At 57.0% G+C, this 23,109-nt stretch carries 26 protein-coding genes and 1 tRNA gene; 19 read left to right on the top strand and 8 right to left on the bottom strand.

Features of this window, described 5'->3' with window-relative positions; translation table 11 throughout:
* Nucleotides 1-27: 27 nt before the first annotated feature.
* The 3 genes from lipB to NITLEN_RS04450 form a co-directional block, all read right to left on the bottom strand.
* On the bottom strand, nucleotides 28-732 hold the full coding sequence (gene lipB / locus NITLEN_RS04460; RefSeq protein WP_281267751.1) for a lipoyl(octanoyl) transferase LipB: 705 nt from the start codon (nucleotides 730-732) through the stop codon (nucleotides 28-30).
* Nucleotides 733-779: 47 nt separating this feature from the next.
* Nucleotides 780-1,826, bottom strand: coding sequence for a S1C family serine protease (locus tag NITLEN_RS04455; RefSeq protein ID WP_121988356.1), 1,047 nt, complete (start codon nucleotides 1,824-1,826; stop codon nucleotides 780-782).
* Between the two features lie 131 nt (nucleotides 1,827-1,957).
* On the bottom strand, nucleotides 1,958-3,220 hold the full coding sequence (locus NITLEN_RS04450; RefSeq protein ID WP_181416630.1) for an RNA polymerase sigma factor RpoD/SigA: 1,263 nt from the start codon (nucleotides 3,218-3,220) through the stop codon (nucleotides 1,958-1,960).
* A gap of 457 nt (nucleotides 3,221-3,677) precedes the next feature.
* Between NITLEN_RS04450 and NITLEN_RS04445 the strand changes: the two genes are divergently transcribed.
* From NITLEN_RS04445 to msrA, 9 genes are all read left to right on the top strand, one after another.
* Nucleotides 3,678-4,556, top strand: coding sequence for a tRNA (adenine-N1)-methyltransferase (locus NITLEN_RS04445; protein ID WP_121988354.1), 879 nt, complete (start codon nucleotides 3,678-3,680; stop codon nucleotides 4,554-4,556).
* The gene (locus NITLEN_RS04440) at nucleotides 4,553-5,308 is read left to right on the top strand and encodes an SDR family NAD(P)-dependent oxidoreductase (RefSeq protein WP_121988353.1); all 756 of its coding nucleotides are present in this window, start codon (nucleotides 4,553-4,555) and stop codon (nucleotides 5,306-5,308) included. The genes NITLEN_RS04445 and NITLEN_RS04440 overlap by 4 nt, the downstream gene beginning before the upstream one ends.
* 38 nt (nucleotides 5,309-5,346) lie before the next feature.
* On the top strand, nucleotides 5,347-6,201 hold the full coding sequence (locus NITLEN_RS04435) for a shikimate dehydrogenase (protein WP_121988352.1): 855 nt from the start codon (nucleotides 5,347-5,349) through the stop codon (nucleotides 6,199-6,201).
* Nucleotides 6,198-6,713, top strand: a complete 516-nt coding sequence (locus NITLEN_RS04430; protein WP_121988351.1) for a shikimate kinase — start codon at nucleotides 6,198-6,200, stop codon at nucleotides 6,711-6,713. Before NITLEN_RS04435 ends, NITLEN_RS04430 begins: the two co-directional genes overlap by 4 nt.
* An 85-nt stretch (nucleotides 6,714-6,798) precedes the next feature.
* Nucleotides 6,799-6,875 (top strand) — tRNA-Arg (locus NITLEN_RS04425).
* Between the two features lie 895 nt (nucleotides 6,876-7,770).
* Nucleotides 7,771-8,451, top strand: coding sequence for an OmpA family protein (locus NITLEN_RS04420; protein ID WP_121988350.1), 681 nt, complete (start codon nucleotides 7,771-7,773; stop codon nucleotides 8,449-8,451).
* 106 nt (nucleotides 8,452-8,557) lie between these two features.
* A complete protein-coding gene (locus NITLEN_RS04415; protein ID WP_121988349.1) occupies nucleotides 8,558-8,959 on the top strand; it encodes a PilZ domain-containing protein in 402 nt (133 codons plus the stop codon).
* Nucleotides 8,960-9,248: 289 nt separating this feature from the next.
* The gene (locus NITLEN_RS18025) at nucleotides 9,249-9,410 is read left to right on the top strand and encodes a hypothetical protein (protein WP_181416629.1); all 162 of its coding nucleotides are present in this window, start codon (nucleotides 9,249-9,251) and stop codon (nucleotides 9,408-9,410) included.
* 83 nt (nucleotides 9,411-9,493) lie between these two features.
* The gene (gene msrA / locus NITLEN_RS04410; protein ID WP_121988348.1) at nucleotides 9,494-10,036 is read left to right on the top strand and encodes a peptide-methionine (S)-S-oxide reductase MsrA; all 543 of its coding nucleotides are present in this window, start codon (nucleotides 9,494-9,496) and stop codon (nucleotides 10,034-10,036) included.
* Between the two features lie 14 nt (nucleotides 10,037-10,050).
* Here the strand turns inward: msrA and NITLEN_RS17825 are convergent, their stop codons facing one another.
* Nucleotides 10,051-10,485: a hypothetical protein gene (locus NITLEN_RS17825; protein ID WP_146216093.1), complete on the bottom strand. Its 435-nt coding sequence runs from the start codon at nucleotides 10,483-10,485 to the stop codon at nucleotides 10,051-10,053.
* Nucleotides 10,486-10,541: 56 nt separating this feature from the next.
* Nucleotides 10,542-11,414 carry a tRNA 2-thiocytidine(32) synthetase TtcA gene (gene ttcA, locus NITLEN_RS04400; RefSeq protein ID WP_121988346.1) on the bottom strand — a complete coding sequence of 291 codons (873 nt, stop codon included), beginning with the start codon at nucleotides 11,412-11,414 and terminating at the stop codon, nucleotides 10,542-10,544.
* 57 nt (nucleotides 11,415-11,471) lie between these two features.
* Here ttcA and NITLEN_RS04395 point away from each other — a divergent pair, with 57 nt between their 5' ends.
* From NITLEN_RS04395 to NITLEN_RS04385, 3 genes are all read left to right on the top strand, one after another.
* Nucleotides 11,472-11,957 (top strand): arsenate-mycothiol transferase ArsC, encoded by a 486-nt coding sequence (locus NITLEN_RS04395; RefSeq protein WP_121988345.1) that lies wholly within the window; start codon nucleotides 11,472-11,474, stop codon nucleotides 11,955-11,957.
* A 178-nt stretch (nucleotides 11,958-12,135) separates the two neighbouring features.
* Entirely contained in the window at nucleotides 12,136-13,197 is a 1,062-nt protein-coding gene (locus NITLEN_RS04390) for a putative zinc-binding metallopeptidase (RefSeq protein WP_121988344.1), read from the top strand.
* The gene (locus tag NITLEN_RS04385; RefSeq protein WP_121988343.1) at nucleotides 13,194-14,216 is read left to right on the top strand and encodes a D-alanine--D-alanine ligase family protein; all 1,023 of its coding nucleotides are present in this window, start codon (nucleotides 13,194-13,196) and stop codon (nucleotides 14,214-14,216) included. Before NITLEN_RS04390 ends, NITLEN_RS04385 begins: the two co-directional genes overlap by 4 nt.
* 103 nt (nucleotides 14,217-14,319) lie before the next feature.
* Here the strand turns inward: NITLEN_RS04385 and NITLEN_RS04380 are convergent, their stop codons facing one another.
* Nucleotides 14,320-14,895, bottom strand: a complete 576-nt coding sequence (locus NITLEN_RS04380; protein ID WP_121988342.1) for a hypothetical protein — start codon at nucleotides 14,893-14,895, stop codon at nucleotides 14,320-14,322.
* Between the two features lie 110 nt (nucleotides 14,896-15,005).
* On the opposite strand from NITLEN_RS04380, the gene NITLEN_RS04375 reads away from it, so the two are divergent.
* On the top strand, nucleotides 15,006-15,482 hold the full coding sequence (locus tag NITLEN_RS04375; protein ID WP_121988341.1) for a hypothetical protein: 477 nt from the start codon (nucleotides 15,006-15,008) through the stop codon (nucleotides 15,480-15,482).
* A gap of 24 nt (nucleotides 15,483-15,506) precedes the next feature.
* On the opposite strand, the gene NITLEN_RS04370 is transcribed toward NITLEN_RS04375, so the two are convergent.
* Nucleotides 15,507-16,112: a 2,3-bisphosphoglycerate-dependent phosphoglycerate mutase gene (locus NITLEN_RS04370; protein ID WP_181416628.1), complete on the bottom strand. Its 606-nt coding sequence runs from the start codon at nucleotides 16,110-16,112 to the stop codon at nucleotides 15,507-15,509.
* Nucleotides 16,113-16,249: 137 nt separating this feature from the next.
* On the opposite strand from NITLEN_RS04370, the gene NITLEN_RS04365 reads away from it, so the two are divergent.
* Entirely contained in the window at nucleotides 16,250-17,077 is an 828-nt protein-coding gene (locus NITLEN_RS04365; RefSeq protein WP_121988339.1) for a hypothetical protein, read from the top strand.
* Between the two features lie 30 nt (nucleotides 17,078-17,107).
* On the opposite strand, the gene NITLEN_RS04360 is transcribed toward NITLEN_RS04365, so the two are convergent.
* Nucleotides 17,108-17,785, bottom strand: a complete 678-nt coding sequence (locus NITLEN_RS04360) for a zinc-ribbon domain-containing protein (protein ID WP_121988563.1) — start codon at nucleotides 17,783-17,785, stop codon at nucleotides 17,108-17,110.
* Nucleotides 17,786-18,000: 215 nt separating this feature from the next.
* Between NITLEN_RS04360 and NITLEN_RS04355 the strand changes: the two genes are divergently transcribed.
* The 5 genes from NITLEN_RS04355 to NITLEN_RS04335 are packed head-to-tail and all read left to right on the top strand — an operon-like array spanning nucleotide 18,001 to nucleotide 23,099.
* Nucleotides 18,001-19,218, top strand: a complete 1,218-nt coding sequence (locus tag NITLEN_RS04355) for an acetylornithine transaminase (protein ID WP_121988338.1) — start codon at nucleotides 18,001-18,003, stop codon at nucleotides 19,216-19,218.
* Nucleotide 19,219: 1 nt separating this feature from the next.
* Nucleotides 19,220-20,197: an ornithine carbamoyltransferase gene (gene argF / locus NITLEN_RS04350; RefSeq protein WP_121988337.1), complete on the top strand. Its 978-nt coding sequence runs from the start codon at nucleotides 19,220-19,222 to the stop codon at nucleotides 20,195-20,197.
* A gap of 9 nt (nucleotides 20,198-20,206) precedes the next feature.
* Nucleotides 20,207-21,421 (top strand): argininosuccinate synthase, encoded by a 1,215-nt coding sequence (locus NITLEN_RS04345; RefSeq protein ID WP_121988336.1) that lies wholly within the window; start codon nucleotides 20,207-20,209, stop codon nucleotides 21,419-21,421.
* Nucleotides 21,421-22,836: an argininosuccinate lyase gene (gene argH / locus NITLEN_RS04340; protein WP_121988335.1), complete on the top strand. Its 1,416-nt coding sequence runs from the start codon at nucleotides 21,421-21,423 to the stop codon at nucleotides 22,834-22,836. Before NITLEN_RS04345 ends, argH begins: the two co-directional genes overlap by 1 nt.
* Nucleotides 22,833-23,099 carry a hypothetical protein gene (locus tag NITLEN_RS04335; RefSeq protein WP_121988334.1) on the top strand — a complete coding sequence of 89 codons (267 nt, stop codon included), beginning with the start codon at nucleotides 22,833-22,835 and terminating at the stop codon, nucleotides 23,097-23,099. The genes argH and NITLEN_RS04335 overlap by 4 nt, the downstream gene beginning before the upstream one ends.
* Nucleotides 23,100-23,109 lie beyond the last annotated feature (10 nt).

The following is a 23,109-nucleotide window of genomic DNA, read 5'->3' as shown; positions in this document are numbered from 1 at the left end:
TATCTGGAGAGACTGGCGAGTTCATGCTCATGCTACCGTCTGGAATTCGATAGGGGCCGGTGTCTCGGTCCACCTGAGCGCCAAGGTCTGTTGCAGTTGGTCCAGGAGCGTGTGCGTCACGGCCGCTAAGGAAACCGGACGGCCGATGACCTCAGCCATCGACGTCGCGCGGCTGCCTTGCAGACCGCAGGGCGTGATCCCTTGAAACGGTGAGAGATTCATGTCCACATTGAGAGCCAGCCCGTGCATGGTCACGCCTCGATCCACACGAATCCCGACCGATGCGATCTTGGCATCTCGGGGATCGGTCACCCAGACGCCCGGGGCCTTCGCTTGCCGCTGGCCGACAATCCCATTCTGCCGCAGACAGCGAATGACCGCTTCTTCTAGTTGCTCCACGTAAGCCCGTACGCCTCTGACATGATCTGTCAGGCGAAGGATGGGGTACACCACCAGTTGCCCAGGGCCGTGATAGGTCACAGAGCCGCCCCGGTTGACGTGGTGGATCTCGATTCCGTCCACATGGGCCGCCGTGGGGTCGCCGCCCCAATCAGATAGCAGGGTTCGCCGGCCGACGGTATAGACCGGTTGGTGTTCGAGGATGAGGATGGTGTCGGGTCTTGAATTCATGACCCTCTCATGATGCAGGCGCCTTTGAAGGTCCCAGGCAGCCGCGTAGCCGACAGGCGAAGAGAACCAGATCAGTTCCGTCGGAGCGTGGAACCCGGGCATGTCGGACGGAGCAGCGGCGATAGGCGTGTGGAGAGTCAGCGGTGTTGTCATGGCACGAATTTCTGTATGGGCGGCCGTGGCATGGTTAACGTGGTCTGGCCGGCACGTCCCTGAATGGTCATGTGAAGGGATTGTTGTTCACTCTCCTGCATCGCGCCATGCCAGAAGTCTCCCATGTTGTAGAGCTGGCGTTGATCCAAGGCGGTGATGACATCCCCTGTTTGCAAGCCCGCTGCGCCGGCGACTTTGGCCGGATCAACATTGAGGGCGAGAATCCCGCGCTCTGCCTCTAACCCGAAGCTGGCGGCGATACTGGGAGTGACTGTCACCGGCGTAAACCCGAAATCCGGCCGCGTGATAGTTCCACGAAGCATCATGGAGTGGATGTGAGGATAGACGGTTTCAATGGCAATCGCATAACTGATTGCCTGAGCCGATGGCGCAATCGCGACATTGATGCCGACGACCTGGCCGGATAAATCCACAAGCGGGCCACCGCTATTGCCGGGATTGATAGCCGCATCCGTTTGGATCAGATCGTACAATGTTTCGCCGTTCGGGGTGAGAACCGACCGGTCCAGTGCGCTGACGACTCCTACGGTGACCGTCGATCCGCCCTTGAGAGCCAGGGGGTTGCCGATCGCGATCACGGTTTCTCCAATTTCCAAGGTGGCTGATGCGTTCAGTATGGCAGGGACGAGATCCGTCGCATTGATCTTGACCAACGCGAGATCCAGCAAGAAATCACGGGCAACTACGCGTCCAGGGGTCAATCGCCCGGTCGGCAATCCCACGACGAGACTTGTGACCCCTTCCACCAGGTGATTGTTCGTCAGGATGTAGCCGGTCGGATCGATCACAATGCCCGATCCGGAACCTGATTGTGTTCCATGGAGGGATGGAGCTGAGGGCATGCCGCGCGTCAAAATCGTCACGACCGACGGGCGTACCGCGGCTACGACGGCCGGCACCGACAGAGGCTTTTCGTCAGCGATCGCGTGCGTGTTCCATGCGAAGGTTCCAAGAGCCATGATCGCGAGGATCATCGCAGTCCGTGGCAAGAGAGAGCGGAGGATTGGCTGGGGCAGTTTCATCGGTGTCCTTCAACAAGCTGGAGATACGAATCCTCTGTGGATCGCATTCTCTCACACCTGAGAGGGCGGGGAAAGACGGAACAGGCGCACGTACTTGAGAGCACATGCGCCTGTTGATGGAGAGAGTCGGGCTACTTGATTGCCGCAAACAGCTCTTTAATTTCCGGAGTCTTGAGCTTCTTCAGCGCCTTGGCCTCGATTTGCCGGATTCGTTCACGGGTCACCGACAGGTTGTGGCCGACTTGCTCAAGGGTGCAGGGCTCGTCATACCCGATTCCGAACCTGAGCCGGATCACCGTCTGTTCTCTCGGGGTCAAGGTCCCCAAGATACGATCCAGCTGTTGGGTCATCTCGGTACGATGCACATGGGCATCGGGTGGCGGTACTTGGTGATCGGGAATCATCTCCCCGAACTCCGTATCCCCATCCCCGACCGGCCGCTCGAGGGCGATCGGTTCCTGAAATGCCTGAACGGTTTCATGCAACCGCTCAGGCCTCATGTGCAGTACGTTGGCAATCTCCTCCAGTTTAGCCGGACGGCCGAACTGTTGCCCCAGGCGACGCGTGACCCGGAGAATCCGGCTGGACGCCTCCGTCTGGTGCACGGGGATTCGGATCGTCCGAGACTGATCCGCCAGGGCCCGCGTGATCCCTTGACGGATCCACCAGGTCGCATAGGTGCTGAACTTAAAGCCTTTCCGATGTTGATACCGCTCGGCGGCCTTCATCAATCCAATGTTCCCTTCCTGCACCAAGTCCAACAAGGTCAGACCTCGATGGGTGTAGTGCTTTGCGACATCCACCACCAGGCGGAGATTGCACCGGACCATCTCGTCTTTCCCTCGCTCCAAGACGAGCCGTGCGGCTCGAATCTCATCGAGCAAGGCCTTGAGCTGTTTCGCGACGGTCGCGGCCGGCTTCATCTCCCGGATCGCAGGTTTCAGAATATTCAACATGGCCCGCTCGACGGTATCGAGTGCGGTGGCGGAGAATCCGCTGAGCCCGCGTGCGAGTTGAAGGGCCTTTGTCGATTCCAGCAGAACGGGAGTGCGTTTCGCGCGCGCCATGACTTTCAGCGCGTCCTTCAAGGCCACTCGAATACGGTGCGAGCCTTCATCCAAGCGCTTCGCCAAGGCGATTTCTTCTTCTCGCGTCAGGAGCGCGCGCTCCCCGAATGAGCGAAAGTAGAGCGACTCCAGGAGGAAGGGGCTCGCGCCAGGACTTGTTTTGAGCGTGGCGGCTTCCATGTCTTTCTCCGCCGGCTCCGCGTCCACTTCCGCTTCCCGCCCGATTACTTCCATCGTATCGCTGGCGTCAGAATCGTCGGTGTCGACGTCGGCTGTCGTGGTCTGGTCGTCCATGTGTTCCATTATCCGCAAGTCTTCATGTTCCATCGCGTCACCTCTTGTCTCTTGGTTTCGCATCTGTTCACTCCTGTTAGAGCCGCCTGGGGCCGAGAAGATTCATTCCGATCGCTGGCATTCACTATCCTTCTACGAAGCAAAAGCGATGCTGGATTGAAGATGAGAAGGCCGGTACGCAATCCTGAAGATATTGCAGAAAGATTAGGGGAGCTTAATGAGAGAATTCGAATCGGAGTGTGATGTGAATGCGGCAACTATGTAGGATTTGCACTGCGAATCAGCCGATCTGCCCCACCCGTTCTCTTTGCGATCATCGTTCGTGGTTGATGGAGACGGTCCCGCGCACTGATTAACGGCGAATGGTTTTGGGGAAGTGATATTGAGAGGGATGCGCACTTCACCGGATGGATATAGAAGAGGAGGCTGACGACAGTGGTTGCTATCATCGGTTGCAAAGGGGAGAACGAACCCCCTAGAATGCCGCCCCATGTCACAACTTTTATCAGGCGAACGCATCCATCTCGTCGACAAGAAAGGGCGGCAGTACGCGCTGACGCTCAAGGCCGGGGAGACGTATCAATTTAGCGGGCAAAAAATTCCTCATGACGAGATGATCGGCCGTCCCGACGGGACGGTGGTCATTTTATCTGGCGGGAAAAAGATGCTCGCGTTGCGGCCGACGTTCGGCGACTACGTTCTGAAAATGCCCCGCGGCGCGCAGGTGCTATATCCCAAGGATCTGGCACTTATTCCAATGTGGGCGGATGTGTATCCGGGCGCGCGCGTCTTTGAGGCAGGGACCGGGTCCGGTGCCCTGACGATGGCGCTCTTACGTCTTGTGGGGCCGCAGGGCCTCGTCGTGACGTACGACTTGCGGGAAGACTTTGCAAAAACAGCGCTGACGAATATCAATCGTTACTTGGGTCCGACGCCGAATCTGGTGTCTTTGAGGAAGAGTGCCTATGAGGGGATCGACCTCCTGGATGATGGCGTCCCGTTTGATCGCGTCGTGCTCGATTTGCCGGAGCCCTGGCAGGTCGTGCCGCATGCGGCCAAAGCTTTGCGGTCAGGCGGCATCTATCTGAGTTTTGTGCCGACGGTTCCGCAAGTCGTTCAAACCGTTGAAGCGCTTGAGCGGGCGAAGGTGTTCGGTATGGTGGAGACGTTCGAGTCCCTCATCCGGACCTGGTCGGTGTTGGGCCGAAGTGTTCGCCCCGATCATCGGATGGTGGCCCATTCAGGCTTTATTACGGTGGCAAGGAAGGTCGAGCCGGGTTTGCTGGGGGTCGTCCGCGAGTCAGAGCTTGCGGAGGCGTCTGCCTCAGAGTCTCTCGGGGACAGCGATACAGAAGGGGCCGCGTTATGAAACGGTTGGACGGAAAAGTAGCATTGATTACGGGCGGGAATGCCGGTATTGGAGAGTCTATCGCCAAGCGGTTTGCCGAAGAGGGCGCGGCGGTCGTGATTACGGGTCGACGCCAGGCCGAACTCGATCGGGTGGTCCGTGAGATTGCAGCGCATGGCGGCAAGGTGCTCGCTGTCGCCGGGTCGGTGACGGATGAGGGGCATGTCCAGGCTGTGGTCCAGCAGGCGTTAGCGTCGTTTCGAAAAATCGATGTGTTGGTGAATAACGCGGGCATTGGAGATTTTGGCAAGCGCCTCCATGAGATGGAGGATGCGGCCTGGGCGAATGTGCTGGATGTGAATGTGACTGGAGTATTTCGCATGACGCGGGCGGTCATTCCGGAAATGCTCAAGCAGGGCGGCGGCGCCATCATCAATCTTTCATCGGTTGCCAGCCTGGTCGGTATTCCTCTCTTGTCGGCGTATGCGGCTTCCAAAGGGGCGCTCGACGCGCTCACTCGATCGATCGCGATCGATTACGCCACCGATGGCATTCGCTGCAATGTGGTGAATCCAGGCCTGATCGATACGCCGATGGCCGCTCCCTTGATGGCTAATCCCGATCAGCTGGGATCGATCTTGTCGCACTATCCAATCCGTCGCCCGGGCAAACCCGAAGAAGTGGCGAGTATGGTCCTATACCTCGCGTCGGACGAATCGGCATGGGTCACCGGCGGGACGTTTCGCATTGATGGGGGAATGACCGTGTGGTGAGTCGTCCCACTGGATCTAGAGTACAGGTGAGATGAATTATGGAGATTGACGCACACACAGGGTTTTGCGGGGTTATCGGAAATCCTGTCGAGCATTCGCTGTCACCCGCCATCCACAACGCAGCGTTCCAGCAACTCCGGCTGAATCTAGTGTACCTCGCGTTTCGAGTCGAGGCGATCGGTGAGGCGATCAAGGGGCTCCGCGCGTTGGGTGGATTTCGAGGCGCCAGCGTCACGATCCCTCATAAAGTTTCGTCGATGCCATTTCTCGACGAGATTGACCCGACCGCCAGACACATCGGGGCCATCAATACGATCGTGGCAAAGCAGGGTGCGCTGATTGGGTACAACACCGATGCCACCGGCGCGCTGCGCGCGCTGCGTGGCGGGGTGGGGTCTCTCGCCGGTAAGCGTGTTGTGATGGTGGGATCGGGAGGGGCTGCACGAGCGATTGCCTTTGCCCTTGCCGGAGAATCAGGACTTGCGGGATTCACGTTGCTCGGCGTGGACGCGAACGAGCGGTCGCGATTGGCGGCTGATCTTCGATCGAAGACGGCGCTTTCAGTGGAAGAGGCTCACCTCGACGAAGCCATGCTGGAGAAGACCCTTCCCGCTTCGCACATCCTGGTCCACTGTACTCCGATCGGCATGTCTCCAAAGACAGAAGGGACTTGCGTGCCGGCGTCGCTGTTACACTCAGGCCTGGCCGTTATGGATATTGTCTATAATCCGCGCGAGACACAGTTGCTGAAGGATGCCCGGCAGGCAGGATGCGTGACGATTCCCGGGTTAGAAATGTTTCTGCATCAAGCCGCCGCGCAATTCGAGCTGTGGACCAATCACACTGCTCCGGCGGATATCATGCGAGCTGTGTTGGAGTCTCGCTTTCGATGAATATCGTGTTGATCGGTTATCGTGGGACGGGGAAGAGTACGGTTGGGAAAGTGCTGGCCACGAGACTCGGATGGCCGCTGGTCTCGACTGATGCGGAAATTGTTCGGCGAGCGGCGCGATCTGTTCCGGAGATAGTCGCGCAGCACGGCTGGGAGTATTTTCGCGATCTTGAATCGACGGTCTGTCGGGAATTTTCCGCACAAGATAGATTAATCATCGATACGGGCGGAGGGGCGATCCTTCGTCAGGAGAACGTGGTGTGCTTGAAGAAGACCGGCATGCTATTTTGGCTGACCGCTTCCGTCGAGACGATCGCCTCGCGCATTGGGCGTGATACACAGCGCCCCTCACTCACGGGTACCAAGTCCTTCGTTGAGGAGATTGAGGAGGTCCTGTCGGTGCGAATGCCCCAATATCGAGAGGCCGCCGACCGCATTGTGTCTACCGACGGATGCGCTATCAACCAAATCGTCGAGACGATTCTTTCCTCCATTCAGCCAGAGACCAAGTAGGCCTCTATCTTTCGTGCTGAAGTATGGAGTGGTGCTTCGGTCATCCTTGACATTTCTGCCGCAGAAGTGATTGAACTGTCGTTGTGCGCCCGTAGCTCAGTTGGATAGAGCGCCGGGCTTCGAACCCGTAGGTCGCAGGTTCAATTCCTGCCGGGCGCACCACTTGCTTCGACTGACTGCTAAGTGCTTGAGAAGTAAGAGTCACAACCCTCTCAGACGTCTTCAATCCTCCCTTTGCTTCCATTCCGTTCTCCCGCCAACGGGGAATAGTATTCAGATAGTCCAGGCCCTACAGTAAAAATAATTCATGTGGGGGGTTATTCCATGAGTGGTTATTGCCGAAAAGAGAGACATGGAAGAAACCGGTCTGGTAGGATTTCATTATCAGCACGGTGGCGATGGACTCGTTCCTGCCCGTGCTGTGGTCGGATCCTCCCAAAAGAAGAGCCCATGGGTGCCTGGTGTTGCAAGTGCGGATGGCAATGTGGGTAAATAGATAAGGAGGGAATGATGATTCCTGTATTGCATGATGTAAAGGCAGGTTTTCTTCTTGCTGTGGGTCTTGCGATGCTGATGCTAATCTGTGCCGTTGCCGGATTGGGAACGATTATGCGACCGGCCCGGTGGTCTGATCGGAGGGATTCGCGCTAGTCTTCCCCAGCCAGAATAGTGGATGATCGTCGCTCGGCATCTAGTTCGCTCAGTTCTCCCCCTCGTTCTTTGTTCCCATCACTTCTGTTCGGCGCAATCCTCAAGTGTCAGTATTTGCTCATATAATTTAATGTGTTGCGCCCGCCACCGGTAAATCTTTCCAGAGCAATTTGAATCAAAGGTTTGAGCCCCTGTTGCCCGCGATTGAACTTTTGTGAGGGGACGGCCTAGAGAGGCCCGCTCGGGGAAGACAATTTTGAACCTGGTGCTATAGTTGATCTAACGATTTGCACTGGTTGTCTTTACGCAGGGAAGCCGAGCCTCGACAGAATGTGAGATTCATACGCATTTGAATAGAGGCTGTGACGATCATATTCAGGTGGAATTTTTAACTGAGGAGAATTGTATGACGGGAAGAAAGGTTTCTTTGACCAGTGTGGCGCTGTTGGGTCTAGTCATGATTATGAGTCAAGGTTGCGGGATGAAATGGCTCCAGTCCGATGGCGATGTGGCGACGTCGGCGCAATCAGATAAATCAGACAAGACGAAGAATTGGAATGGGGAAGGTGTCAATCCCAACTTTCCAGGAATGGCACGTGGGGGCGCCTCAGGAGAACTCAGAGGATTTTCACAGAATCCCGATGAAGAGCGATTGGCGCAAAGTGGCTATCGAGCCTCACTGAATGCTTCCGATGTCACCGTAAGGCGGCGCGCGGAGTTGTCGAGGGAAGAGAAGGCGGCAATTGAAGCCGGACTTCAGGACGTGTTCTTCGGTTACGATCAGTGGACTGTCTCTGATGCCAGCATGGAAGCGTTGAATCGTGATGCGAGCTGGCTGAAGGATCATCCTGGTGCCGTTCTGAAGATTGAAGGGCATTGTGACGAACGGGGGACGACCGACTACAATATGGTCCTCGGGGACAAGCGAGCGAAGGCCGCCAAGACGTACCTTCATGAAGCGGGGATCAATCCCAAGCAAGTCGCAATCGTGTCATTCGGCAAAGAGCAGCCGTTTTGTTTTGATCATGCCGAGTCATGCTATCAACAAAATCGGCGGGGACACATGTTGCTTCAGGTGAAGCAGTAGAAGGTTTGCGTCGGCATCATCGCGAGGCGTCCTTCTGAACATCATGTTGAAGGACGCCTCGCCAGAGAGACATGTTCGTAAAACCGCACCCACGTAGCTTGCAGGCATGCCAATTTCAGCGATGAAAAAAATGGCCTCGCTGTTCAAATCCGAGACAAAGTTGGATGAGCCTGGCCCCTCGAGTCCCGATGAGCGTCGGGTTCAGCCGCGCTTCACCACACAGTTTCGAAGCACCTTCTCGGGTGGTCCACATGAAGGGAACGGGCGAACGATCGATCTGTCTGTCGGAGGATGCAAAATCGAAAGTGAAACAGTTGTCGGTCAAGGGAATAAGTTTGAGTGTCGTCTTCATATTCCAGACCTTGATTGGCCGATCATGATCGATGAAGCAATCGTTCGCTGGGTTGAGGGAAAGACCTTCGGATTAGCGTTCACACGGATCAGGTCAGGAGAGCAGGCTAAGATCACTGCGATTATCAGCAAGATTGAGCAAGAACAGCAGGGCTGACCGCTCACCACCTACGCCGAGCCGTTTCGAAATACTACGTGCCGGACCTCCCTTCCTTCCCCAACGATCCCCCCACGCTAGATGGTTTTTGGCCGGACCAACGTCAGTGAGGGGGCTTCATTTGGCTTAGGGAGCCAGTTGGAAGCTTAGTATGAGGAGGACTACCGATTGACATGCTCCCTCTCGCTGTAACAAAGTACCGACAATAGACAGGATGAAACGGAGAGTCTCTTCGTGGCCCTCGTTCTCAGCCTTTTCATTTTTGCAGGAGAACCGAAAGGAGTGTGGAGTGGAGCAACGGTATGCAATTACAGTCAAGTTCTTGGTCAGTGCTGATTCAGCTGAAGATGCTGAGGAAATGATAGAGACTGCCTGTGAAAAGGCGACTGCCGCATTTCCAGAGATGAGCTATGAGGGCATTGAGGATATTGAAGAAGAAGAAGACGACTAAGATGCCGGAGGGCCCGACCCAATGAAGGTATGTGCACGATTCGGAAATAGACAACTGGAGCGCGATGGAAGGACGGCTACCCGATGAGCACCGGAACCGAAGTCATCACGCTGGCGGGCGGATGCTTCTGGTGTCTGGAGGCGGTCTATGATCAACTCAAGGGCGTGCATTCGGTTGAATCCGGCTATATCGGAGGCGCCCTTGAGAATCCTTCCTACGAAGCGGTGTGCGGCGGGAGGACGGGTCATGCCGAAGCGGTACGTGTCACCTATGATCCGACGCTCATCTCTTGTCGGGAGTTGGTCGAAATCTTCTTTTCGATCCACGATCCCACGACCCTGAATCGTCAGGGCAACGACGAAGGCACGCAGTATCGTTCCGCGATTTTCTACCATTCCCCTGAGCAGCGGCAGGTGTCCGAGGCGGTTAAAGCCGCGGTCACAGCCCAAGGGTTATATCCTAACCCGGTCGTTACGGAGATTGTTGCTGCCACAACGTGGTATGAGGCTGAACGATACCACCAAGAATACTTTGCCAGAAATCCGCTTCAAGGCTACTGTCAGTTTGTGGTCAGCCCCAAAGTCGCTAAGTTTCGAAAACAGTTTGTGTCAAAGTTGAAGCACTGACGGGAACCGTCCCGTCATCCTCCGACAATCCACGACAGCCCTCGTTTCGGCACATCCCACGGATCGGGTTTCTGGAATATTTGACGCGTGCTTATATGTACTTGGGTGTGGGGTGGACAGAACGGCCATTCTGAAACAGGATTGCCTTGTACCGTGGTGAGCAATTCATCTTCCTCCTGCCCATCCTGCAATTGAAGAATGATGAGAGGGGTATTGGGGTCGAGCAGGCAGGTTTCCCGTATCTGATGCCCTATAGCTGTTCCGGAAGCATCGACGCGGACTTGTTGCTGCCCTTGAGAGAAAACGGTGTCCCCTATGCGCAGCGGACCTGACGGCGCCAGCGAGTACAAAATCAACGGGGCAGCAAGGATGACGAGGACGGCCAGTCCCATCGACCAGAGTGGCGGATCGGAGCTTTGACCGCCGTTAGAATCAGACGAGACGCTCATGTTTCGGCAATGTCTGAAGTGATTCGGTTATCTGGTAAGTGTAGCTGCTTGGGGAGCTACTGTGGTAGGTGTGCCTCAGCATCCAACCAGGCGTCACCTTCGCCGGTACTGTCCTGCGCTGTGCGAAGCGTTTGGAAATCGAATAGGCGTTGGTCCATGAGAAGCGCCGGGGCCACATTGGCGATCGCCGCCGCGATGCTGTCAGAGGAACCGGGCGAACGTTCTTCCCACTGGCGGAGAAGCGTCTTCACTTCCTTTCGCTTCAGGTCGTCTTGAGAGCCGCACAGATCACAGGGGATGATCGGGAATCCACGGAGTTCCGCATATCGGGCCAGGTCGATCTCTTTCACAAAGGCCAGCGGGCGAATCACAAGATGCCGGCCGTCTTTTGAACGGAGTTTGGGAGGCATGGCTTTGAGCTTGCCGGTGTACAGGAGATTCAGAAACAGAGTTTCATTAATATCATCGCGGTGGTGGCCCAGTGCGATCTTGGTGGCGCCCAACTCAGAAGCAATGCGATAGAGGTGCCCGCGTCTGAGCCGCGAACAGAGGGAGCACGTCGTCTGGCCTTCAGGGATCAGGCGCTTCACGATGGAGTAGGTGTCGCGCGTTTCAATGTGAAACGGAATACCCCGGTTGGCCAGGTACTCTGGCAGGATGTGCGCGGGAAAGCCGGGCTGTTTCTGGTCCAGGTTGACCGCTACGAGATCAAAGCGAACGGGCGCGCGCTGTTGCAAGAGCAGCAGGATGTCGAGTAAGCCGTAACTATCCTTTCCGCCGGACAGACAGACCATGATCTTGTCTCCGTCTTCAATCAGCCGATAGTCGGCGATGGCTTGGCCGACCAGGCGACAGAGCCGGGTCTGGAGTTTTTCAGTCTCTTCGTCTAACTTTGTGAAGGGCGTCGTAGGAATCGGTGATGAGCGCATGGGGCGATTGTACCTGCTCACTTGTCCGGCTGTCGATGGAACCAGGGTAGAACAACGATGGCGCAACCGTCAGTACGATCGATTCTCTTTGTCTGCACCGGTAACATCTTTCGGAGCCTGGCCGCAGAGTATGCACTCAAGCAGTATCGTGAGCCGTCAGGCCTGTATCGTGTCGGATCCGCCGGAATTGAAGCCAAGCCACAATCGATTCATCCCATCGTGCGCGCCAGACTTGTGGAGCGTGGCGCTGATCCTGCTGGGCACCTACAGCGCAAGTTGACACAAGCGTTACTTGACGAGGCGGACTGTGTCGTGGCGATGGGGCGTGATCATCAAGAAGCGGTGCAGCGATTGTTTGGACGATCGATCCCTCTCTTCAATCAACTGTGTTGTGCTCGCGACGAGCCGATCCTCGATCTGCACGAAGCGATTCCCACATGGGAACAGGATGTCGAGCTGGCGCAGGCCTATGTTGTCTCGGTTGTGGATCACATTTGCGATGCGATTCCTCACTTCGCGGCACGATTGTCGTATCTTCTGTAATTTCCAACGCCACACGTTCGTCTCGCGGTTCATTCTTGTACGCGCAGTGACAAAATATTCCGCATTTTCCTGACAAGTGGGCGAAGCCATGTTCAGTGGCCGACGAATTTCACTTTGAATGCTATAGTTTATCAAGTAGCACAATCATTTTGTCGTGAACGTACGAGACGATTGCACGATGCATCGATCAGCTCTTGAGATAACCAAACATCCTGCACATGACGTGATTGATCCGGAATGGGTCGGGTGGTCCGACGACCAGTTGTTGGATCTGCCGATGGGCCGGCTCAATCTGGAGATCAAGGGCAGTTTTCTAGAGGGGCCGATTGCTGAGTTGGACGGTGAGCTGGAATCTCGGCACTTGCGATTCCGTCCACACTATTGGCTGTCGAATGAATGGTTCACGCCGGATGGCGTGCCGGGCATTGCCATTCCGTTCTATCTGGCGCATCCGCGCCTGGCTAAACTTGAGTTGGCGCAGATGCTTGAAGTTGAAGGCGGGACTCCTGATTGGTGTTTGCGGATTCTGCGACATGAAGCCGGCCACGCGATTGAAAATGCCTATCGGATTCGCCGGCGGCGAACACGCCAGGCGATTTTCGGCAAATCCTCCCAGGCCTATCCCAAGTACTACAGTCCCAGGCCGTACAGCCGGAGTTTCGTCCGGCATCTCGATGTGTGGTACGCCCAAAGTCATCCGGATGAAGACTTCGCAGAGACGTTTGCGGTGTGGCTGACGCCGGATTCCACGTGGCATGACCGGTATCGCGGGTGGCCGGTGCTGAAGAAGCTGAAGTATGTCGATGCGGTGATGCAAGAGCTTGCCGAGGTTGACCCGGCCGTCGTGATCACCGACGAAATCGATCCGCTCCCCAGCCTCAAGAAAACGCTTCGTGAACATTATGAGCACAAGCGCGCGCACTATGGCGTGGAACATTCCCTCCTCTACGACCCCGACCTTAAGCGGCTGTTTTCAGACGGGACGGCGCAGCCGGGTAAGCCCAGCGCTGCGACCTTTCTCAACAAGTTTCGGCGGGAAGTGCGTCGTAAGGTCGCGAGTTGGACCGGTGAGTACCAGTACACGATCGACCAGGTGTTGGAGGACATGATCCAACGGTGTCGCCAGTTGGATCTTCGCCTGTCGGTGGCAGAAGAACAGGCCAAGCTGGACTTCACCATTCTGTTGACGGTCCACACGATGAATTATCTGCGTAGCGGCCGACATCGGGTGGCCCTATGAGGCGACTGCGTATTCTTGTGCTGATGCATGAAGACCTGGTGCCGCCGGATGAACTGAACGGCCATGACCTGAGCAAGGTCGGATGGAAGACCGAATATGATGTGGTGTCGACCCTGAGGAAATTGGGCCACGAGGTGCACCCACTCGGAGTGAAAAGCGATTTAGGAGTGATCCGGACGGCGATCGAAGAATGGCGTCCGCACATTGCCTTTAATCTACTGGAAGAATTCGACGGAGTCTCGGTGTATGACCAGAATGTGGTGTCGTATCTTGAATTGCTGCACGTGCCCTATACCGGCTGCAACCCTCGAGGGCTCATGCTGGCGCGCGACAAAGCGCTGACGAAAAAGGTTCTTTCATACCACCGGATTGCCTATCCCGATTTCATCGTCGTGCCGCAAGGACGGAACGTCAAGCGACCCAAAGGGTTACCGTTTCCTCTCATCATCAAATCCATTAGTGAAGAGGCTTCGTTGGGGATCTCGCAAGCCTCTATCGTTGAAGACGATGAGAAGCTCAAAGAACGCGTCACCTTTATTCATCAGAGCATCGGAACCGGGGCTCTGGTCGAACAGTACATCGAGGGACGAGAATTTTATGTCGGGGTGATGGGCAATGGTCACATTCGGGTGTTGCCGGTATGGGAACTGATCATGGACAAACTTCCCGAAGACGCCAAGCGCATTGCCACCCAGCGGGTTAAGTGGAGCCGGAAGTACCAGGATAAGTACGGCATCACATCAGAGGAAGCCAAGAATCTTCCGCCCGGCAAGGCCGAGGAGATCCAACATCTGGCCAAACGGGTTTATCGAGCGCTGGGTCTCAGTGGATATGCGCGAATCGATGTGCGCATGGATGCGGAGGGGAAAGTCTACGTGCTGGAGGCGAATCCCAACCCGCAGATCGCGCATGAAGAAGACTTTGCCGACTCCGCCGAGAAAGCCGACTATAGTTATAAAGACCTGCTCCAGGAACTGCTCAATGTCGGCTTGCGCTGGCAGCCAGCCAAAGCCGCCTAGTCTCTCGCAAGCATTGTCATTGGATCTTGGATAGAACCATCCGGCGTTCGGCCTGGTGAATCGCTATGCAGAGATTCTTGCTTCCTATGAGGAGTCGGCGTGTCTACGGTCCCCAGCGGAAGCCAAACATCAGACTGATGCTGGTTCGATCTTTCTCCGGCAGAGAGGGCTGAAGATTGATATCGTGGAGATTCACCATCAACGTTGATGACAGCGCGATGTTGTGAATGACTTGATACTCGAGCGAGAGGCCGATGGGAATGTACCAACTGGTGTCGTTTCGATTGATTTGGGAGGGCCCGGTGCCGCGGTCCAGATCGGCGTGGATGAGACCGATTCCAGTGAAGGGGACGAGGTTGATGCCGTTATTCAGCCGGAGGTGGTATTTCCCGACTCCGGCAAACGCAATCTGAAAGAGGTTGCCGGTGGGACTGATCTGCATCATCGGTCCGAAGGAAAAGTTTCGATCGGCGTAGTAGTCGACATTGAATCCCAGGGCGAAGACGGTTCCGTCCACCGTGCCGGTCGTTAACCCAAGATCTGACCCAAATCCCCACCGGTTCTCATCTGCACGGACGTGGCTGGGAGAGATACTACTCCACATCAGAATGGCCAGTGCGAATATCCCGATGAAGCGGAGCGGACTGGTGTTCGGTGTGAAGGCAGAGTGTGATCGCATGGCGGGAATCTAGCATAGCGTTTTGACTCGAACAAGGCGCTTGAGAGTCGAGGCACAGGTGCAGTACCCTCACCTTTTTCTCATCGATCTGCCGAGGGAGATTCGTTACCATGACACCGAAAGATGCTGCTGCCGGCCTATTCGCCGCCCTTCCGAAACCCGTCTCAATCGATCAGATCCAAGAGTATGGGATTGAAGTCACCGAACCTCAGGCGCGCCATATCGCGAGGGAGATCCTGTCGCTGAACCTCTATTGGATTCTTGCGGCGGTCGATGCCCACATTCTCCAAAAGTACCGGGTGTTGATCGGCGGGCTCTTGCTCGAATCGGTCACCGCACAATGGTCGTCGGATACATTCGGCTTGGAGCAGTGGGAGGGGTATCGGCACGAGCTAGATGAGCGGCGGGTGTACTATGCGCGACTGATGGACGACCGATTGAACCCGATGGGGCTCAGCGCGGAAGCCGCCACGTTGTTGGAAGACCTGGGCGTGGTGTCGTCCGACGATCGGCCCAAATTACTGATGCTCTTAATCGATTACGCACCGGTCGATCAGTACGCGAAACTCCTTGACGACGTCAGATAATTTCCGGTTTCATGCGCGTTCCCCTTACAAGTATCGGTGAGACAACACCTTCCCGTTCTTGTCGAGTTCATAGAGGAGCGGAGCGCCGGTGGGGATGTTGAGCTCCAACACCTGCTCCTTCGAGAGTTGCTCCAATTCCATGACCAGTGCGCGTAGACTGTTGCCGTGGGCGGCGATCAGAATCGTTTCGCCCTTCAGTACGTATGGCTTGATCTTGCTCTCATAGTAGGGGAGCACCCGCTCCGCCGTATCCTTCAAGCTTTCTCCCCCGGGCGGGCGCACATCAAAGCTCCGGCGCCAGATCTTGACCTGGTCGTCACCGAACTTCTTGGCCGTTTCGGCTTTGTTCAGCCCCTGCAACTCCCCATACATCCGCTCATTCAGCGCCTTGTCCTTCTCGATCGGAATATTTGTTTGTCCGCTTCCCTCAAGCGCCAGGCGCAAAGTTTCATTGGCCCGGGCCAGCACCGAGCTAAATGCTCGGTTGAAGGTAAAGCCGCGCAGTTTATCGCCGGCATTCTTGGCTTCCTGGATGCCGCGCGGGGACAGCGGGACATCGACCCAACCGGTGAACCGATTTTCCAGATTCCATTGCGATTCACCGTGACGCAGCAAGACCAAGCGAGCCATAGTCATCTCCTTTGCTCAGGAAGCCAAGTGTCTGTCAGCAAGAATACTGGATCGGCCGGTCAAGTCAAGCCGTTGCTTTCATCCGGAACCAGCAGTACCATGCCGCTCTATTCGCTCCACTCAGGAACAGACGATCCATGACGGTCCCGCCGGCAGCTGATATGAATTGGTCCGCGCTTGAAGCCTGGTGGTGTGGGATGGGCGAGCGGCTTGCAGTCCTGGACCGGGCGCAGGCGTTCTTCGCCGCCGTTCAGACCGGAAATCATTTCGATCGCATTGCCCAGGTCGGCGCGCAGGCCGATTATGTTTTGTTCGTGCTCATGCGCTATTGGGTGCCGACCGTGCTGCCCCCACCGGGCCGTGAACGGCTGACCAAGAGCGATCCGGACTACTGGCTTGAATCGGAACACATTCTGAAGGCGGCCGCCGTTCGCTTGCGAGAGCTGAAGCCGCTGATCGAATTGCTCACCGCTCCTGGTCCTTTATCCGAATCCTCTCAGGGAAAAGGGCTGAGCGCGTCGCCGGTTACGGAACTCGAGCTGGCGAACATCGTCGAAGGGATTGCCGAAGCCGCAGGGACGTACGGTGGCCCGGACTACACGTCGATCGTCAAAGCCTTCGATCCTGTGCCGCTCCGCCAGACTCAGCCGTTCAAGCACAACAAGAAGCATAGCGCCGAACTGTGGGTTGTCTTTCTGTTGCGTGAACATTTCCGCAGCCTCGGACTGGGAAAGGACCGCTACTGGCCGCTGGTCGCCCCGCTCTGCGCGGCCGCCGGTATTCTGAATCCCAATGGTCAGCCCTATCCGCCGGACGAACTCAAATCCTGGTGGCAGAAAAACTGGCCGCGCACCTACACGCAACTCGAACAGCGACAGGAAGCGACCGACGCGGGTGGGGCTGCGTACGAACAGGACTTTCAATGGTTCCGCGCTTGGATGGGGTGGCAGCAGGGAAGAAGCTGACGGAACGTTTCAATCCGCCGCCCGGTAGCGCTACGTCGAGACCGTCGAAACAGGCTTCGCCGGACGCGTTGGAATTTTGTCTCCGTCCAACTGTCCTTCATCGATCATCTTGGCCAGGCCAGCCAGCGCAATCACATAGAGCACGATTCCCACGTAGATGACATAGGGTTGGACTCCGCCGGCTTCCTTCAGTGCGGCCTCCTGCGCTGAAGGATTGAGCTTTCCTGCTTTCTTAATCTCTGCGATCTCTTCTTTGCAGTGCCAGTAGTACAGGTAATTGGCCGTGGCGCCGGCCATGACGCTCCACACGAGGCCGACGGTCATGTCCCCGGTGATATAGGTCGAGGCCATGGGGCCGATGGCGTACACCGCGGCGTGTAAATACATCTTTCTGTAGAGAAACCAGAGAAATGAGACATAGAGGAACGCGGACCAGTTCCAGCTGAGAGCGAATTTAGGTTGCCCGTCGGAGGAGAACTTTTTGAACTGTTCAAGGTAATAGTCGGCCTTCGGGCCGACGAACTGCCGCCAGAGATTCTGGTCGGATGCCCAGGGTGTGTAGGGGGTCGCTTCGGGTGGCGCATCAGCGGTGGTGCTCCCCGCCGAGTCGGCAGAGGGCGTCACGGAGAGCGCGCGGCCGCATTGCGCGCAGAAGTTGGCGTCTTCAGAATTCTGGTGCTGACAGTGCTGACAGGATTTCATGGACATGCAGCTTAACACACTCAGATAGCCTGACCGAGGTCTTATTGTGAGGAGCCGGATGACTCACTGCCTGACATAGGGCGAGGGAGCATGCTCTGGTGTCGCACGGTCAGATCGCCGTGGAAGCCGGACGGCAATCCTCCTTGCCGGTCTTCGCGTTATTGATTTCGACTCAACCCTATGCTAACTTTCCCCTTCTTTCTTGAGGGGATACGTCTGCTATGCCGACAGAGGAACTCAAAGATTTAGCCGCCAAGTATTTGATGCAAACCTATGCGCGCCAGCCGATTTCAATCGTGCGGGGGCGTGGGGCCAAGGTCTACGATATGGAAGGCCGGGAGTACATCGACTTTGTCGGTGGCATCGCGGTCAATATTTTGGGCCATGGCCATCCGGATTTGGTGCAAGCGATCCAGCGCCAGGCGGCGCAGCTGATTCATGTATCGAATCTCTACTACACCGAGCCGCAAGTCAGACTCGCGCAAATGCTGGTGGATCATTCGTTCGCCGACCGGATCTTTTTCTGCAACAGCGGCGCGGAGGCGAATGAAGCAGCGATCAAGCTGGCACGGCGCTACGGGCATGAGAAACACGGCGCGGACCGGTTTGAGATCATCACGATGAAGAACTCTTTCCACGGCCGCACGATGGCGACGCTGACGGCGACCGGCCAGGAAAAGGTGCAGAAAGGCTTTGAGCCGCTCGTGCCGGGGTTTGCCTATGCGCCCTTCAACGATTTTGCAGCAATTGAAGCGCTTGTCACGGACAAGACCACCGCGATCATGCTGGAGCCGATCCAGGGTGAGGGAGGCGTGCATGTCGCCGATCACGCTTATCTGAAAAATCTGCGGGAGCTCTGCACGCAGAAAGATATTCTCCTGATTTTCGACGAAGTTCAGACAGGAATGGGGCGAACCGGGACGTTGTTTGCCTATGAACAGCTGGGCGTGGAGCCCGACATCATGACGCTTGCCAAGGGACTCGGCGGCGGGATGCCGATCGGGGCCTGTCTGGCAAAGGACGCGGTCGCGGCGGTGTTCACTGCCGGGACGCACGCCTCGACATTCGGCGGCAATCCGCTGGCCTGCGCTGCAGGGCTCGCGGTCTGTCGGCTGTTGATCGAAGGCCGCATGCTCGAGCAGGCCCGGCGCATGGGGGATTATCTCTCCAAGGGGTTGGCCGATTTCAAAGACCGCCATCGCGCGGTGCGGGATGTTCGCGGACTGGGCTTATTGCAGGGATTGGAAGTGGAGATCGATGCGAAGGCGGTTGTCGCGGACTGTCTGACTCGCGGCGTCCTGGTGAATGCCACCAGTGAACGGGTGTTACGCTTTGTTCCGCCGCTGATCATTACTCAGGCGGAAGTCGATCGCGTTTTGGACGTCTTGTCGTCGATCTTCAATCAGCGGACGATGGCGGAAAAGGATCAGCAGCACTGACATGGCGACTTCACGGACATCGAAGAAACGGACCGCCGCCTTTGCGAAAGATTTACTGGATGTGGCGACGATGCCGCGTCCCCAAATCGACGCCTTGCTGCGGCTGGCGACAGCGCTGAAAATGAAGCTGCGGCGGGGGATTTCGCATTCTCTGCTGGAGGGCAAGACACTCGGGCTGCTCTTCCAGAAGCCGTCGACAAGGACCAGAGTGTCGTTTGAAGCCGGTATGAATCAGTTGGGCGGCCATGCGATGGTCTTGCCCATGGCGGATATTCAGCTCTCGCGGGGCGAGAGTGTGGCGGACACCGCGCGCGTGCTGTCTCGTTATCTCGATGGAATCGTGATCCGCACCTACGATCACGGCATCGTGCAGGAGTGGGCGGAGGAAGCCACCATGCCGGTGATTAACGGACTGACCGATCTGAGCCATCCCTGTCAGGCGCTGTCCGATCTGATGACCATCAAGGAAAAGAAGGGGCGCTTCAAAGGCGTAAAGCTCGCCTATATCGGCGACGGGAACAATGTCGCGAATTCGCTGATAGAAGCGGCCGCCAAGGTGGGGATGCACATCGCCTTGGGGTGCCCGGTCGGGTATCAGCCGGATCAGCATGTGGTGGACCGAGCTCGCGTGGAAGCGGCCCGCAACGGATCGGACATCGAGGTCGGAGTCGATCCGCAGATTGCCGTGAAAGATGCCGATGTCCTGTATACCGATGTGTGGATCAGTATGGGGCGGGAACGGGAACAGGCGCGGCGCCTGCGGACGCTGGCGCCCTATCAGTTGAACGGGCGGTTGCTGCAGAAGGCGAAGCCCGATGCCATCGTCATGCATTGCCTGCCGGCGCATCGCGGAGAGGAAATTACCGCCGAGGTGCTCGACGGACCGCAGTCCGTCATTATCGATCAGGCGGAAAACCGGCTGCACATGCAGAAAGCCATTTTGGTTCAGTTGCTGACTCAGAAGAAAGGCAGGGCCTAAGCGCGCATTATGAAACAGACATCGATCAAGAAAATTGTTCTCGCCTATTCCGGCGGACTGGATACCTCGGTTATCTTGAAGTGGTTGCAGGAAACCTATCAGGCAGAAGTGATTGCGTTTTGCGCAGACCTCGGCCAGGGCGAAGATTTGCAGGCGATTAAGGCGAAGGCCAAAAAGCTCGGCGTGAAGAAAGTCTATGTCGAGGATCTGCGCGAGACCTTCGTCAAGGACTACGTGTTTCCGATGTTGCGCGGCAACGCGATGTATGAAGGCTGCTACTTGCTGGGGACGTCGATTGCGCGGCCCCTCATCGCCCGCCGACAGGCCGAAATTGCGCTTCAGGAAGGTGCCGAGGCCGTGTCTCATGGCGCCACCGGAAAAGGCAACGATCAGGTGCGGTTCGAGCTCACCTATATGGCGCTGGCTCCCGGTCTGAAGATCATCGCACCCTGGCGCGAGTGGACGCTGCGATCGCGTCGCGAATGTATCGAGTACGCGGACCGGCACGGCATTCCCGTGACGGCGACGAAAGCCAAGCCCTACAGCATGGATCTGAATCTCTTTCACGTGAGCTACGAGGGCGGCATTCTTGAAGATCCCTGGAAGTCTCCGCCGGAAGAAATATTCCAGATGACGGTGTCTCCCGAGAAGGCGCCTAACAAACCGCTGGAAGTTGAAATCGAGTATGAGCGGGGGAACCCGGTTGCCGTCGACGGCAAGAAGATGAGTCCGGCCAAGCTACTGGCGCATCTCAATAAGCTGGGTGGGGCGCACGGGGTCGGCCGGGTCGATCTGGTTGAAAATCGGTACGTCGGGATGAAGTCCCGTGGCGTGTACGAAACGCCGGGCGGGACAATCCTGCACGTCGCGCATCGCGGTCTGGAATCGCTGACGATGGATCGCGAAGTGCTGCACTTCCGTGACAGTCTGATCCCGCGGTATGCCGATCTGATCTACAACGGGTACTGGTTCAGCCCGGAACGGGAAATGATGCAAGTGGCCATCGATGAAGCGCAAAAAGATGTCTCGGGGACGGCTCGCGTCAAGCTCTATAAGGGCAGTTGCACCCTCGCCGGTCGGAAGTCGAAGAATTCTCTCTACCGGTTGGATATTGCGACGTTTGAAGAAGACGATGTGTACAACCAGAAAGATGCGGAGGGCTTCATCCGGTTGAATGCGTTGCGATTGAAGATTCGGGCGCAAAGGCGGAAAGCGAAGTCCTAATGGCCAGTCGGAAATCCGGCAAAGCGGGGGCAGGCAAGCAGCCGAGCAAGGCCTGGGCGGGGCGTTTTCGCGAGCCTACCGATCGGTTAGTGGAAGCCTTTTCTCGCTCCATCGCGGTGGATAAGCGGCTGTACCCGCAGGATATCCGCGGCAGCATCGCCCATTGCCAGACACTGGCGAAGGCCGGTGTGCTCAGCCGCCGCGACCAGGCGGCGATTGTACGAGGCTTGCAGCTGGTGCAGCACGAACTGGAGCGGGAGCGCTTCAAGTTTCTGCCGGAAGACGAAGATATTCACATGGCGATCGAGCGCCGATTGACCGAGTTGATCGGTCCGCTCGGCGGAAAATTGCACACGGGGCGCAGCCGGAACGATCAAGTGGCGCTCGACGTGCGGCTCTATGTGCGTGAGCAGCTCACGGTCCTGATCGAACGGCTTACGGAATTCCAGCGCGTGCTCGTCGCGCAGGCGACGAAACATCTCGATGTGCCGATGCCGGGCTACACGCATTTGCAGCGCGCCCAACCGGTGTTGTTGGCGCATCATCTGCTCGCGTACGTGGAAATGTTTTTGCGCGATCAGGCGCGTCTTGCGGATGCCCGGACGCGTGTCAACGTGATGCCGTTGGGGTCCGGGGCGCTGGCGGGATCGAATTACCCGGTGGACCGGCTTTACACCGCGACGTTGCTGGACTTTCCCGCGGTCACGCAGAACAGTCTTGATGCGGTATCCGATCGCGATTTCATGATCGAAGTGGCGGCGGCGCTGGCGGTCATCATGATGCATTTGTCGCGCATGAGCGAAGAACTTATTCTCTGGGCCACGCAAGAGTTTCATTTTGTCGATCTGCCGGACGGATTCTGCACCGGCAGCAGCATGATGCCTCAGAAAAAGAATCCTGACGTGCCCGAACTGGTGCGTGGAAAGACCGGCCGCGTCTATGGTCATCTCATCGGATTGATGACGACGTTGAAAGCGTTGCCGCTCAGCTATAACCGCGATTTGCAGGAAGATAAGCCGGCCCTGTTCGACGCTCTCGATACGACGCAAGACTGTGTCGAAGTCATGACGGAGTTGATGCGCCGACTCAAAGTAGATCGGGCGGCGCTGACTCGCGCCTTGACGGGCGGCGGGATGTTGGCGACAGAGCTCGCCGACTATTTAGTGACCAGGGGCGTGCCCTTTCGGGAGGCGCACGCGATTACCGGCAAGATCGTCCGCTGGGCGTTGGATGCCGGGCGCGAACTTTCCGACCTCACGGTCAAAGAGCTCGGCGTGTTTTCGCCCCGCTTTGAGAAGTCCGTGTTGCAACGGCTCACGGTGCAGGGCGCGATCGACCGGAAGTCGCAAATCGGCGGGACTGCCAGGGCGCAAGTGGTTCGCCGCCTCAAAGAACTAACGAAGTTGTTGGCATGACGCAAACGAGCTACATTTTTTTGGCTGGTGTGAGCGTCACTGTATTGACCGTGGTGACGGCCTGCGGCGTCGTGGGCTCGCCCGTGGCTCCGGAGAACGTGGGCGTCAATCCGACGATCACCAGACAGAAGATACAGCTGCAGAAGTCTGGTACGGTGCAGCGAGCGGACAATACCTCGGGGGCGGCGGTTCCGCTAGAGCCGGTGGAGCCAAAAGGGCAAGACGAAGAATTGCCGCCGTTACGACCGGTCGGAACACGATAGTCGAGGGGTT

The sequence above is a fragment of the Nitrospira lenta genome (assembly GCF_900403705.1).
Classification (GTDB): Bacteria; Nitrospirota; Nitrospiria; order Nitrospirales; family Nitrospiraceae; genus Nitrospira_D; species Nitrospira_D lenta.
Note: the sequence above shows the minus strand (reverse complement) of the source record. Positions and strands in the feature narration are given on the sequence as shown.

Excerpts from the sequence above, each read along its gene's own strand:
- lipB (WP_281267751.1), bottom strand. The coding sequence starts at position 732 with ATGCCCGGGTTCCACGCTCCGACGGAACTGATCTGGTTCTCTTCGCCT.
- NITLEN_RS04455 (WP_121988356.1), bottom strand. The coding sequence starts at position 1,826 with ATGAAACTGCCCCAGCCAATCCTCCGCTCTCTCTTGCCACGGACTGCG.
- NITLEN_RS04450 (WP_181416630.1), bottom strand. The coding sequence starts at position 3,220 with ATGGAACATGAAGACTTGCGGATAATGGAACACATGGACGACCAGACC.
- NITLEN_RS04445 (WP_121988354.1), top strand. The coding sequence starts at position 3,678 with ATGTCACAACTTTTATCAGGCGAACGCATCCATCTCGTCGACAAGAAA.
- NITLEN_RS04440 (WP_121988353.1), top strand. The coding sequence starts at position 4,553 with ATGAAACGGTTGGACGGAAAAGTAGCATTGATTACGGGCGGGAATGCC.
- NITLEN_RS04435 (WP_121988352.1), top strand. The coding sequence starts at position 5,347 with ATGGAGATTGACGCACACACAGGGTTTTGCGGGGTTATCGGAAATCCT.
- NITLEN_RS04430 (WP_121988351.1), top strand. The coding sequence starts at position 6,198 with ATGAATATCGTGTTGATCGGTTATCGTGGGACGGGGAAGAGTACGGTT.
- NITLEN_RS04420 (WP_121988350.1), top strand. The coding sequence starts at position 7,771 with ATGACGGGAAGAAAGGTTTCTTTGACCAGTGTGGCGCTGTTGGGTCTA.
- NITLEN_RS04415 (WP_121988349.1), top strand. The coding sequence starts at position 8,558 with ATGCCAATTTCAGCGATGAAAAAAATGGCCTCGCTGTTCAAATCCGAG.
- msrA (WP_121988348.1), top strand. The coding sequence starts at position 9,494 with ATGAGCACCGGAACCGAAGTCATCACGCTGGCGGGCGGATGCTTCTGG.
- NITLEN_RS17825 (WP_146216093.1), bottom strand. The coding sequence starts at position 10,485 with ATGAGCGTCTCGTCTGATTCTAACGGCGGTCAAAGCTCCGATCCGCCA.
- ttcA (WP_121988346.1), bottom strand. The coding sequence starts at position 11,414 with ATGCGCTCATCACCGATTCCTACGACGCCCTTCACAAAGTTAGACGAA.
- NITLEN_RS04395 (WP_121988345.1), top strand. The coding sequence starts at position 11,472 with ATGGCGCAACCGTCAGTACGATCGATTCTCTTTGTCTGCACCGGTAAC.
- NITLEN_RS04390 (WP_121988344.1), top strand. The coding sequence starts at position 12,136 with ATGCATCGATCAGCTCTTGAGATAACCAAACATCCTGCACATGACGTG.
- NITLEN_RS04385 (WP_121988343.1), top strand. The coding sequence starts at position 13,194 with ATGAGGCGACTGCGTATTCTTGTGCTGATGCATGAAGACCTGGTGCCG.
- NITLEN_RS04380 (WP_121988342.1), bottom strand. The coding sequence starts at position 14,895 with ATGCGATCACACTCTGCCTTCACACCGAACACCAGTCCGCTCCGCTTC.
- NITLEN_RS04375 (WP_121988341.1), top strand. The coding sequence starts at position 15,006 with ATGACACCGAAAGATGCTGCTGCCGGCCTATTCGCCGCCCTTCCGAAA.
- NITLEN_RS04370 (WP_181416628.1), bottom strand. The coding sequence starts at position 16,112 with ATGGCTCGCTTGGTCTTGCTGCGTCACGGTGAATCGCAATGGAATCTG.
- NITLEN_RS04365 (WP_121988339.1), top strand. The coding sequence starts at position 16,250 with ATGACGGTCCCGCCGGCAGCTGATATGAATTGGTCCGCGCTTGAAGCC.
- NITLEN_RS04360 (WP_121988563.1), bottom strand. The coding sequence starts at position 17,785 with ATGTCCATGAAATCCTGTCAGCACTGTCAGCACCAGAATTCTGAAGAC.
- NITLEN_RS04355 (WP_121988338.1), top strand. The coding sequence starts at position 18,001 with ATGCCGACAGAGGAACTCAAAGATTTAGCCGCCAAGTATTTGATGCAA.
- argF (WP_121988337.1), top strand. The coding sequence starts at position 19,220 with ATGGCGACTTCACGGACATCGAAGAAACGGACCGCCGCCTTTGCGAAA.
- NITLEN_RS04345 (WP_121988336.1), top strand. The coding sequence starts at position 20,207 with ATGAAACAGACATCGATCAAGAAAATTGTTCTCGCCTATTCCGGCGGA.
- argH (WP_121988335.1), top strand. The coding sequence starts at position 21,421 with ATGGCCAGTCGGAAATCCGGCAAAGCGGGGGCAGGCAAGCAGCCGAGC.
- NITLEN_RS04335 (WP_121988334.1), top strand. The coding sequence starts at position 22,833 with ATGACGCAAACGAGCTACATTTTTTTGGCTGGTGTGAGCGTCACTGTA.